Genomic DNA, 12,002 nt, shown 5'->3' with positions numbered 1-12,002 from the left:
CACTTTTCCATCGGACTGACGGAGCATCATCACAGGCAATCCGGCGCGGTCCGGCCGTCTCGCGATCGGCGCGGCCGCAGGCAAGATAACGTGCGTTCCGTCGTTCCTGGTCTGCATCGGTCCTCATCCGCCGGAGCGGATCTCTGGTGTTAGGTAGCGCCCGTCAACGTGTCGGCGCCATGCGTTTCAATTTCCGTTGCACCGTTCATCGATGCGCCCCCAGCAGCCTGCGATCCTTGATATGAGCGCGCTGGGCGGCATCGCTTCGGCTCGCCGCGGAATCGCCGACATAGAAGGTTCCGTCACTCCACATCGCGTGCATGATCACCGCCAGCTTGCGCGCCACGGCGACACAGGCCTTGCGGTGGCAGGAGCGTTTGGCGATCGCCTGGCCCCAGCTTTTGACCTTGTCCCTGCCCTTGAAGCGCGTCATCAATCCCGACGCCGCCTCGTAGAGCGAGCGTCGCACGTCGGCGTCGCCGGCTTTCGATATGCGACCCTGAACGTCAATCGAGGTGCCCGACTGCCATCGCCGCGAGGTCAGCCCGAAGTAGGCGGCGACGTCGCGTGAGCGGCGGAAGCGCGACGGATCGTCGATCGCCGTCATGAACGAAAGTGCGGTGACTGGGCCAACCCCGGGGATGGCCATAAAGCGTCGGCACAGTTCGCTGCGTGCCACCATTTTGACGACGAGATCGTGCAGCCGGCAATACTGCCTCCACAGCGCGGCGCGCGCCGACAGCATGGCGTCCATCAGCTCGGACGACAGTGGATCTTCTGCCACCGCGGTGCGCACCGCCTGCTCGAAAGCTCCTCGCCCGACCTTGCCCAATCGGATGCCAAATGCCTTCAGCGAATGGCGTATGGCGTTCTCCAGGTCGAGGAACTTGGCCTTCAGATTGCGGCGATGCGTCAGCAGAAGCTTCGTCCGGTAGCAGCTTTCCGACTTGATATGGGCCTGCCGGAACCAGCCGGTGCGCATGATGTGGGCGATGCCGAGCGCGTCCGCCTTGTCGGTCTTGTTGCGCTGCGCCGAGAGTGCGGCGCGCACGTGCTGCGTCTCCAGGCAGAAGGCCGGCAGGCCAAGTTTCTTGAGCTCGGGATGCAGCCAGGGCGACAGCGCGCCGGCCTCGTGGCCGACGCGGCGCAGGCGCGGCAGAAACGGCTTCAACGCCGCAAACAGCGCGTCGGGATCAGTCACCGCCGTCGTCTCGAGATGCACCGCGCCATGATCGTCGACGACGCACACCGCTGTCTCGTCCATCGCTACGTCCAGTCCGCAAAAGAATTCCATCGTTCGCCTCCTGCGTTGCTTCACAGGAGCAGATTTTGGCTAGGCGCTCGCCCCGATTACGGGCGGCAATTTGAATCGGCTGATCGGCTGCGCTTCGCGAGACTTATTCGCCATCGTCGTTCCTCCTCAAAACTACGATGATACACTACTTTATACTTCATACCACGATTCCGTTTGCTGGCGTTGAGTTCCGATGCGCCGTGCAGTCTTCCGCGCTCTGCGACAGGGTAGTTGCGCTGCTTATTTGCAGCACTGGAACCGTCATGGCGCATTTTTCCATCGGACTGACTGAGCAGCGTCACAGGCAATCCGGCGCGGTCCGGCCGTTTCGCGATTGGCGTCGCACGCAATGTATGGCCCGCCCCGTCTGCAGGTGGAATGTTCAAGAGGACCCGCCCGGTCTGCACCAATTTATGCGGCCTCGGCGCTTTAGGCGCCCTGGCAAGATAGAGATTCGCGCGCTCGGCTCCTAACAAGATACTCGGCCTCGAAAGGGCCGCTGCCTGCTGACAGGTTTGCCGAACACCGATCAACCGTTGGGCCATCTGCGCACATCCTCCCGCAGACTTCATGCGGCCGAGCAGAAGCCGGGGCGCGACCGCTCGACCAAACTCATTACCCCTTTGAGGCCATCACGGCTTCGTATGGGCGCTGGTGTGACATCACGGCCGAGGCGATCCGGGCCAGCTTGTGGGCGAGCGCAACCGCCACCACGTTGCGCTTGGCGCGCTGTGCAGCGCTTGTAGCCAGGCGCCGAGCTGCGTGTCCATTCCGCCAGAGATGGCAGTGCCGCTCGCGCGCCATGGATCAACAGCACGCGCATGTAGGTGCTCCCGCGCTTGCTGGTCCCCGTCAGGCACGGCTTGCCGCCGGTGGTGATCTGGCGTGGGACAAGCCCAGCCAAGCAGCGAAGTCACCCCCCTTTGCAAACGTCGACACGTCGCCGACCGCTGCCGCCAGCGCTGTTGCGTTGAGAGCGCCAATGCCTGGCACGCTGCGCAACAGACCAGCCCGCTGATCGCTCTTCGCGAGCGCTTCGAACTCCTGATCGAGCTGCTTGATCCGATGATCGAGCGAGCGCAGTTCGTCGATCATGTTATGAACGAGTTGCCGGATCCTGGGGTTAGGATCGCGTTCTACGGCAGGTTCTCGCACAGCCACAGGTTCAGCTTTGGGCGCCCCTTCGCGATGACGATGCCGCAGTCGAACATCAGACCTCGCAGTTGATTGATCAAGTGCCGTCCGCGTGCCAACCAGCCGCTCGCAAGCACGGTGCAAAGTCTGCACATCGAGTTGCTCTTCCGACTTGATCGGCACGAAGCGCATGATCGGCCGTGTCGCCGCTTCCGGATCCTGTGCGTCATCGACGACTTCAGCCGGGAGTGTCTGGCCACGGTCGTCGACAAACTCGATCTCAGGTGAGCGTGTCGCCCGCGAACTCGACATCATCGCCGAGCATCGCGGCTAACCCCTGCATGATCGTGTCGGACAATGGCACCGAGCTGACCTCGAATGCCATCCTGACATGGCAGGACGATCGGCAGGTCGAATGGCACTACATCGCGCGCCGGGCAAGCCGATGCAAAATGGCTTCGTGGAAAGCTTCAACGGGAGGCTGCGCGATGAGCGCCTCAATGAGCGGCTCTTCACCAGCTACCGGCATGCCCGCAACAGCGTCGAAGAATAAGGATCGACTACAATGTGAATCGCCCACACACGAGCCTCGATGGGCTCACCCCGCTTGAATATGCAACCCGATCCGTCAGGGATCACAACGTGAACAGGGCTAACTTATAGACGCGGACAAAACGGGGAGCACGTCACTTGAGACGAACATCTACGCCAAGGCCAGCGACGACATGAAAAGCCTAGATCCTGCCAGTGGCGAAACAGCGCCGTTCAGATTCCTTTCGGAAGTCGTCAAACCCAAGGCAATAATGGTCCACGGCAAACCCGCGTTGCAAGTCATCAGGAAGTTCGGCATTTCGGCTACGGTGATCCAGGCTGATCACCACTTCTCCGCCAGACCTATAAGGAAATGGCTCGCGGGATGAGAGCTGCCATGGAAAGCAGTGTAGTTCGCTAGACCCACACAATTCATCAGACGGGCGAAGGCCCTCATCCACCCTGCAACACTCGCCAGATCTCTGATCAGTCGATGATCATTTGCGAGCGATAACCGTCGAACTTCGTGAATCCAGCCGGCGCCTTCCAGAGGCGGCTCGATCCCCGGCGGCGAAGATTTGCTGCCGCCATCAAAGATGCCCTTGCAGTTCCACTTGTCAACGGCTGGCATCATCTTCCCAGGGTTCATTCGATCGTCCGAATTCCGGTGTTTAGGAGATTTCCTCCTATGACGCTGATGAACTTAGGGCTATCACGGTCGCCCTCGAAGTCGAAGAATGGGAAAAGTTGTGATTGTTACGCCGATATCTGTGTCGTTTGTTGTCCCGGTCTATTCCGGCCAGAAATATCTTCGCAGCCTCGTGGCGGAAATCGAGACCCTAGGTGCTCAATGGAGTGCCTCCAATGCTCCGTTTGAGGTCAGGGAGATCTGCCTAGTCGACGACAACGCAATCGACGGGTCCGGAGAACTGATCGACACCCTGGCTGCCGAAAATCCGCTGGTGCGTGCCTTTCATCTGTCGCGAAATTTCGGCCAACATCCGGCAACAATGGCGGGTATCATACGATCGACTGGCGATTGGATCGTCACCCTCGATGAAGACCTTCAGCATCCACCAAGTTCGGTAAACGATCTTTTCCGAAAGGTTGCAGAGCGTGGCAGCGACATCGTGTACGCGAACGCGGAAAGTGCCGTTCATCAGAGCCTGATACGGGACCTTGGGTCGAGGGGATATAAAGCCTTCGTTGAAAGAGCCAGCGGCAATCCGAACATCCGAATGTTCAACAGTTTTCGATTATTGCGAGGGGAGATCGCCAGGGCTGCCGCTGCCGCGTGTGGCCACGATACGTATTTCGATATGGCACTCTCGTGGTTCACACAGCGCGTCGATATTGTTTCCATGCGCCTAAAGGACGAGCGGTTCATTCAAGGTAAGGTCAGCGGGTACCGATTCAGCAAATTGGTCTCCCATGCCAGACGCATGATTATGTCGGCTGGAGCAAAACCTCTTCGCCTCGCCGGCTTTTTTGGGGTCTTATTCAGCGTCGCCGCACTCGTTGGCGGTGCGGCCTTGGTATTGGTTCACTTCATCTTCCCATCTGCTGTGGAGGCGAAGGGATGGACCTCCCTCATCCTGGCCATTGTCCTCTTCGGCGGCTTGACAATGATGCTCATCGCTGTCGTGCTGGAATTTCTCTCGGTACTGGTACTTCGGGCGCATGGAAAGCCGCTATTTTTTCTCATCGATCGGTCGTCAGATGAGGCCATAAAGCGCTATTTTTCAAACCCGGAAAAAGTAGCAAAAGCCCAGGTGCGGTTGCCTACACAAAGAGTCTAAATTAGCGATCCTCGGATCTTTGGCGCGGTACCGCAAAAACCCAAAGCTGAAATAACAGGAAGTTTAGCATAGGGATAAGAACGCTGATGATTGCAAATGTCAGCCATCCCGAGAAATAGCCTGATCGTGACAGGTTCGTTACGACAAAAATAATCGTTATGTTTGTGATTTGCACGACGCAGAATCTGAGCCATTCGACGCCGAGCCGACCTTTTGAGAGGAAGGTAAGCTTGCGATGGCCAATGAACGAAACCGGCATAAGGGCGCCATAGGCAGCGTACGCCGCAATCGTTTCGCTGACTCCAATTTTTACGAGGATGTTGGCCAGCGCGAAATAGGCGGCCGTGTTGAAGAATCCCACCATAGCGAAGGTCGAAATCCGCCTGGCTCTCTCGAATGTGATGTTCAACGGCGGCCCGACACGTAATACTGCGCCCCTAAGGGAACAAATCCCATCGCATCGTCTATCCGCCTCAAGGCGCCGTCTATCGACGGAACATTGAGGATATATTGCCCGCCGACATCGCGAAGGCCGGCATTTTCCAGATGCCTCATGACCTGCCTTTTCGTGAGTAGAACAGCGTCCACATCAAAGGCGCAGTTGGAGACGATCCGTCTCGTCACCGGGTTGTAAGGATTATGTTCAAAAATGAGCACCATCCCACCTGGACGAATGACGCGGGCCAGTTCTTGAGCGAAGAGCTCCCACTTGGATGGGGGGACATGATGCATGACGCATATTGCGTACGCCGCATCAAATCTATTGTCCGGGAAGGGAAGAACATTGCCGTCCGACACGGCATAGGCAACATCCGGATTCCTTAACTCGGCCTCTGCGATGCATTCGGAAGAAGGATCGACCCCTGTCAGACGGCCGACCTTTCCATGCAAGAGGCCGTGGTAGTTCCCTATCCCGCAACCCACGTCGAGAACGGACAGCCCAGCCGGCGCCCCGACTTCTCTTTTCAGGATATCGATCAGCCGAACCGCTTTCGCGCGAGTGAAGAAGTCCACGTCGAGGCCAGAAAACGAGATCGCGCTGTTTACGGTGTCTGCGTAGGTCTTCCTGTAGGCATCGAACTCGCTGCCGGCCATTTCCAATCCTTTTTTGCTCACGTCCCTGAAGATCCGCGTGACCTGTGTCGGCAAAGTCCAGCAACCTGTCCGGCGTAGGGCATGAACATAGCTGAGGGCAATAAGAAACGGTGCTTATGCGATGGTGATGTCGCGTTCAACCCGCCGAGGGGAAAACCCCGGCAGCGCCTTTCGGTCCTTCGCTTGATCGTCCACAGCTCCGTCAAAGCCTGTGTGGGATATACGGTTACGCGATAACGTCGTTATCGGCGAGCCTCATCCGTTTGATGTTACCTTCTCACCAGCAATCAAGCAATTTTCTTGCAACGAATAGACTGCGGCAGTGGCGACTTGAGGGTATTGCGATACGTCAGTTGTCGACCCGTCAACTCCAATCGATCGCACGGGCGGCAGCCGGGCGACGGAGTCGTTGGCAGTAGTGGCCAATCGCGAAGTTTCGACTGGGTCAACGTGCCGCCCTCTCGAGTGGCCGGGGTTGCGTGTTTAGCCTCCCCCTGATGCTGCGAGATGCCCAGCTCTGGCGCCTTCCAGCCCTGCCAGTTTGATGATTTCGGCGAACCTAGCGGCGTCGATCTTTCCGGCCATGCAGACTCCGTCCGGATGCCATCCTGGCCGCGACATCTCCTCAAATTCAGGGTCCTGCAGCCGCTTGGCCAGACTGCGATTGGAACTGAGATAGGCGTCTTCAAACTGTCGTACGACATCCGGCGGCAACCCGAACCGCGGCCCTGGCAGATGTCGTTGAAGAGCCAAAAGCGCTTCTGACATGGGCGGCAGACCTCGCTCGTTGAGCATTCGCGCAACCTCGGTCATTTCGGCGTTAAGGCTCCGGTTCGTATGAATTTCCTGCACCTGATCGATCGTGTCGATGCCGATGCCCAACCGCATCTTGAACGCGCTCAGCAGCGAACGCGGGCTGTAGTTGATCATCCGCATGGCGGCATCGGGGAATGCGCCGGCCCAGCTTTCGTAGAGACAATTCCAGTCAAGATAGGGAAAATATGCTGCGCCGGTTACAATATCGCTTCGCCCGAGCGATTTGACATCCTGCGCATAACCGCTGGCTGCCAGGATGTCCTGCCGCCTTAGGACACAAACGATCATGACAACGTCCACACCCTCCTTCTTGAAATATTCAGCCACGTGCAGCGGATTGCATATATAAAAAAATTCCGACGATATGATCGAAACCAGATCGAAAGAGAACAACGTCTCCCTCTGGTCAGGAAGGTTAGCGAGACAAATGATATCGTCCATGGCTCGCCGGGACTCGTCCTGGACCAGGCTTCCGGCGACTTGATGGGAGGCCATGTCAGGAGCGACATGGAAGCCGGCCTGTCGCAGGACGAAACTGTTATATCGTAGCCAGTTCTGCAGGAACGTGGTCCCGGTCTTGGCTAGGCCGATATGAAGGATTGCCTTGCGCATGAGTGCGAGCTCCAATGACGGATTTGTTTCTCTCTTCCTACGCTCAGTCAGGTTGGCTAAGCAACGGTCGACGCAGCCTGTCCCTCTCGCGGTCCGTGTGGGCGCGAAACGATCTCGCAGCGCGGTTGACCAGGACTCACCGCGACGCAAATTCGGTCGGACCTCCTCCACGCCAAGCATGCGGGACCATGCGCATTGCGCGAGGCACGGCATATCGTGCCTATTGACGAGCGCGGGCCGACGCGGCCGACGAAGCGAATCTGTACGAAACCGAGCGACGGCGGCTCCGTGTGTGGTGCGTGCGCAAAACGTCACCTCGGCCCAGAGGGCCTAAAGCCGCCATGGCTGCCCAACGATACCAAGCCGTCGCTGGAGCCTTGAACTTCTGGCCGGCGCCTTCAGATGGCGAACGTCGTCGACTGTAAATGTAATGAAAAAACGCGACCTAAAGGCAGGCTGCGTATTGTCTAATTGCTTCCAGAATGTAGGTTGGCGGCCGACCTGCCCAGAGAGAGATAACCAATGTCAGATATCGATATTGCCGGCATACTGGCCGAACAAGAGCCACTCGCCCGGTCGATCGCCAAAGCGAAAAAGGTCGCCTTTGAGATCAGCAAGGATGACATGCTGCTTGATTTTTTCGTCCGGGCCGTGTTTCCGACAGATCACCCCAAAGCAATCGAGGCTTATTTCACTGGCGGAGAGGATTGCGCCAAGCGCTTCGCCAACCTATGCCGCGAGCACCTTTTGTCTGACCCATCCAGCGTCCTTGAGTTCGCGTCAGGTTATGGCCGCGTCGCGCGCTACGCCACGCAGGTTTTGCCGGATGCAGCATGGGTTTCCAGCGACGTTCACCCTAATGCAATCGAATTCCTATCCAACAAGATCGGGGTTAGGGCACATCTCTCCTCCACAAAACCGGAGGACTGGAGCATCGACAACGAGTTTGATGCCGTCTTCGCCTTATCGTTTTTTTCGCATATGCCAGACGCCACCTTCGCGCCGTGGCTTTCTCGCGTTTTCACCGCCGTGAAGCCGGGGGGAATCTTGATTTTCACAACTCACGGAGCCGTCTCTCTCCGAAATATGAGAGCTGGGGGGTTGTCTGCGCAATTTGACGACACCGGATTCTATTGGAACTCGAACAGCGACCAGCGCGATTTGGACGCTCGTGACTATGGGACAAGCGCCGTTTCCCTTGGTTATGTTCAAAAAGCAATATCTGGCATCGAAGGGGCCGAGCTGATACGCTTCCAGCAGGCTTTTTGGTGGGGGCACCAAGACCTCTATATCGTCCGCAAGCTAAATCAATAAGCTTGCGGTACGAACTCGATGCGTTGCATTCACGACGGCTGCACCTCCGCGCGGTCCGTCTTCGCTGCTGAATTCAATGGTGGTTCGGCACGATATCGTTATGCACTGCGCCAGCAATCATCTATTTTCTTCCTGCGGTGGACTATCGGGCAACTCCCAACCCGCGCCCGCCAACTTGCCAAACTCAAATCACAAATGGCACGTTGTCACCGGGAGTGCGGCGCTGGTTCGCGCGGGGATCCGGCATAAGTCGTGCAATTGACTTCAATCCGTCCATTTGCGATCCGGAAGGACGAGTGGGCGCAACTGATCGGCGCGCAATGGTATTTTCTGACCAGGCATTTCTCTTCCTTTACCTACCAATTACACTCTTGTTAGGCTCACTCCTGAGTCGAACGAGATTCTTCTCGATTTTTATCCTGACGTCCAGCCTGATCTTCTTCTACTGGTCTTCAGGAATTTATATTCTGCTGCTTCTCTTCAGCATTGCACTAAATTTCGCGGGCGCGATCGCAGTGGAGCGCAGCCATCACAAACTCGTGGTCACCGCCGTCGTCACACTGAACGTGTTGATCCTCTGTTACTACAAGTATACGGCCTTCCTTCTTGGCTCAGTCGGCTTCTTTGGGTCCGAACTTTTGCGGGGCTTCGCGCAAGCCATCATCCTCCCGATAGGAATCTCGTTCTTCACGTTCCAGGGCATCTCCTATGTGATCGACGTATGGCGTGGTGAGGTAAAGGCTGAGCGGAACTTGGTGCTGTTCGGAGCCTACAAAGCGTTCTTCCCGCAGCTGATTGCCGGCCCGATCGTGCGGTATCGAGACGTCGAAAAGGACTTCCACCATCCTGATCTCAATGCGGATATCTTTGCGGCCGGAGTCGGTCGCTTCATGGTTGGCCTCTGCAAAAAGGTGCTTATCGCCGACAGCGTCGCAGGCGTCGCCGACGCGTCCTTTGCCCTTGCCGGCGCGGACCAAACCTTTGCCTCTGCGTGGCTCGGAGCGATTGCCTATTCGATCCAGATCTATTTCGACTTTTCTGGCTATTCGGACATGGCGATCGGCCTCGCTATGATGTTCGGAATCCGGTTCAAGGAGAACTTCAACCACCCCTACGCTGCGTCCACGATCACCGAGTTTTGGCGTCGTTGGCACATCTCGCTGTCGGGCTGGTTTCGTGACTATCTCTATATTCCCCTCGGGGGCAACAGAGCCGGCCCGGCGCGAACTTACGCAAACCTGATGATCGTATTCCTTGCGACCGGAATATGGCATGGCGCGGCATGGACATTCGTCCTGTGGGGCGCATACCATGGAACCTTTCTCATAGCGGAACGCCTGATCCTTGGAGGAAAGGCGTTTTCGTCACAGGTCGTTCGGATGATCTATTTCTTTCCCGTCGTGATTTTCGGGTGGGTCCTGTTCCGCGCGAACGACTTGTCGGTCTTCGCCAACCATGTACGCGCTATGCTGTTGCCTCTGGCACACGGGGCGTTCGGGTTGCCCGGATCGATGGACCTCGCTCTTTCGCCCCAGGGCAAAGTCGCCATGCTGTTGGCGTGCCTCCTCATAGTCATACAAGGGCAGGTAAGCCCCTTGGGTGTGGTCGTAGCCGGAGCAGCGAGCAGTGCCGCGCGCATCGCCCGGCTTGTCTTCGTCAGCGTCGCGGCAGTCATTTGCCCTATCTACATTGTACCTCAGGCCTTTTCACCGTTCCTCTATTTCAGGTTCTGAGTATGAAATTAGCGAATCTCGCAACCGTCGGAGCCTTCGCGGCCTTTCTAGTTGCGCCCGTCGGCAGCCTGGCACTGATGGGGCTCGACGCGACCGCTGAAAGAGCGATCACCTTGACCGAACTCACGTCGGCTAATCTGCTGAAACCAAATGACGAGTACCGGAACGACGTAGCCAGAAGGCTTGTTAGCAATTCTCCGGTCGGAATGGCTGCCATCCGGGCGAAGAATGCGCTGGATTTTGAGGTCTTCGGCTTCGTCAATACGTCCCAAGTCATCTCCGGCGCAGATGGATGGCTGTTTTACAAGCCTGGATTTCAGGACGGCGCATGTATGTCAGAGCACGATGGTGGCGTCATGCTGGCGCATGTCGAAGCGCTGCGAATGATGGCTAAGGGGATCGGCATCGACTTTCGTATGTCGGTCTCACCAGACAAGGAGGTTGTGTATCCGGAGAAGCTTGGGCCTGCCGCCGCAGCCGCTGCCGGCTGCAAGATCCTCTCATCGCGTATGTGGCGCCGCATCGCAAAAACCAGCGGATCGAGCATAATCGACCATTTTGATGTGATGGGTCACGACGCAACCGACGACCCGCTCTATTTTAGAACGGACACCCACTGGAACGATTTGGGGAAACTCAAAGCCGTCAAGCAACTCGTCTTCGAGCTAACGGGCAGAAAAATCGAGGGTCCGATACTCTCAAGCGGCCAAGTCATGCACGCCACGGACATGCCAAAAGGGTTGCTAAGAACCGAGCACGAAGAAGCTGAAGCGCTTTACGACGACTACGTATCTCGAAAATTTCCAGATGATAGCGATCAAAAGATTGCGGGAACATTCATACTTCACGATTCATTTTATGGTGTGAGCTATAACTTGTTGCGGCGTGTCTTTTTGAATCCTATTTTTGTATCCTACGGGATGGCGAATATCGAACTGGAAGTCCGGAATGCGTTGGCGAAGTCCCCCAAGCACGTGTTGGTGAACTCCGTCGAGCGGTACATGCTAGGCCGAATTCTCTTCGGTGAGCTGTCCTGGACAGGGGTGCTCGGCAAGGCGCTTCTGGACGCCAACGCAAAAACCGCTCGCGGATGCAAAATGTTGAATGCTGCGAAAGATCGGCTGAGATTCGAAAACCTAAGCGAACAGCCGTCGGGCGACTTCACCGCGGGGATCGATCCTCAGATTCTCATACGATTGCCAGAGCATGGCAGGCCCTGTGTCCGGGTTTCGTTCGAAACGACCTCAAGGCAGCACACCTACATCCACCTGCCAATCAGAGACCAGATCAATCAGAACGGACCATACTTCGAAGGATTCTCGCTGATGCTCACTGACGAGCCGGGAGCGCGCGACTTCTGGTTCGTTTTCCCGGAGGACTTTGCTGGCATGACGTTAAGGGTTGATCCAATCTACGCCACAGGAACCCTATCTAATCTGAGAATACAAACCGGGGCACTCCCCTCGTCCTCGCCTCAATCGAACATGTGACCACGACTCGATCGACGGCCGCCGTAGAGGTGACCGTCAAAGCCGCGAGGTCACGGCGCAGTCCTCAAATCAGCGTAAAAGTACGCCGAAAATTTTCACGGACGGTCGCAGCACCAGCGACTCTGCCGGGCGCTTCATGAATTGGGAATTGCTGCCAATGGCAGAGCAGGCTCTTGAATCAACG

At 57.1% G+C, this 12,002-nt stretch carries 9 protein-coding genes and 1 pseudogene; 5 read left to right on the top strand and 5 right to left on the bottom strand.

All coding sequences use genetic code 11. The features are described 5' to 3' along the window. Window positions 1-205: 205 nt before the first annotated feature. Both CK228_RS31215 and CK228_RS35530 read right to left on the bottom strand, forming a co-directional pair. On the bottom strand, window positions 206-1,294 hold the full coding sequence (locus CK228_RS31215) for an IS110 family transposase (protein ID WP_095790323.1): 1,089 nt from the start codon (window positions 1,292-1,294) through the stop codon (window positions 206-208). A gap of 852 nt (window positions 1,295-2,146) precedes the next feature. Next, a complete protein-coding gene (locus tag CK228_RS35530; protein WP_179296107.1) occupies window positions 2,147-2,389 on the bottom strand; it encodes a transposase in 243 nt (80 codons plus the stop codon). Window positions 2,390-2,632: 243 nt separating this feature from the next. On the opposite strand from CK228_RS35530, the pseudogene CK228_RS31200 reads away from it, so the two are divergent. Both CK228_RS31200 and CK228_RS31190 read left to right on the top strand, forming a co-directional pair. After that, window positions 2,633-3,091, top strand: a pseudogene (locus tag CK228_RS31200) (integrase core domain-containing protein); the annotation flags it as partial. Window positions 3,092-3,696: 605 nt separating this feature from the next. After that, on the top strand, window positions 3,697-4,758 hold the full coding sequence (locus CK228_RS31190; protein WP_095790320.1) for a glycosyltransferase family 2 protein: 1,062 nt from the start codon (window positions 3,697-3,699) through the stop codon (window positions 4,756-4,758). A gap of 1 nt (window position 4,759) precedes the next feature. Here the strand turns inward: CK228_RS31190 and CK228_RS31185 are convergent, their stop codons facing one another. The 3 genes from CK228_RS31185 to CK228_RS31175 form a co-directional block, all read right to left on the bottom strand. Continuing rightward, complete coding sequence (locus CK228_RS31185; protein ID WP_143750640.1) at window positions 4,760-5,167, bottom strand: GtrA family protein; 408 nt, start codon at window positions 5,165-5,167, stop codon at window positions 4,760-4,762. Beyond that, complete coding sequence (locus CK228_RS31180) at window positions 5,164-5,874, bottom strand: class I SAM-dependent methyltransferase (RefSeq protein ID WP_245438151.1); 711 nt, start codon at window positions 5,872-5,874, stop codon at window positions 5,164-5,166. Before CK228_RS31180 ends, CK228_RS31185 begins: the two co-directional genes overlap by 4 nt. 462 nt (window positions 5,875-6,336) lie before the next feature. Further along, window positions 6,337-7,281 (bottom strand): hypothetical protein, encoded by a 945-nt coding sequence (locus tag CK228_RS31175; protein ID WP_095790317.1) that lies wholly within the window; start codon window positions 7,279-7,281, stop codon window positions 6,337-6,339. A 522-nt stretch (window positions 7,282-7,803) separates the two neighbouring features. Between CK228_RS31175 and CK228_RS31170 the strand changes: the two genes are divergently transcribed. The 3 genes from CK228_RS31170 to CK228_RS31160 all read left to right on the top strand — a co-directional run bounded on the left by CK228_RS31170 (window position 7,804) and on the right by CK228_RS31160 (window position 11,818). After that, window positions 7,804-8,595: a class I SAM-dependent methyltransferase gene (locus CK228_RS31170; RefSeq protein ID WP_095790316.1), complete on the top strand. Its 792-nt coding sequence runs from the start codon at window positions 7,804-7,806 to the stop codon at window positions 8,593-8,595. A 296-nt stretch (window positions 8,596-8,891) separates the two neighbouring features. Beyond that, window positions 8,892-10,328: an MBOAT family protein gene (locus CK228_RS31165; RefSeq protein ID WP_095790315.1), complete on the top strand. Its 1,437-nt coding sequence runs from the start codon at window positions 8,892-8,894 to the stop codon at window positions 10,326-10,328. Window positions 10,329-10,330: 2 nt separating this feature from the next. Further along, a complete protein-coding gene (locus tag CK228_RS31160; RefSeq protein WP_179296106.1) occupies window positions 10,331-11,818 on the top strand; it encodes a hypothetical protein in 1,488 nt (495 codons plus the stop codon). Window positions 11,819-12,002 lie beyond the last annotated feature (184 nt).

The organism is Mesorhizobium sp. WSM4312 (assembly GCF_002294875.1).
Lineage (GTDB): Bacteria > Pseudomonadota > Alphaproteobacteria > Rhizobiales > Rhizobiaceae > Mesorhizobium.
Note: the sequence above shows the minus strand (reverse complement) of the source record. Positions and strands in the feature narration are given on the sequence as shown.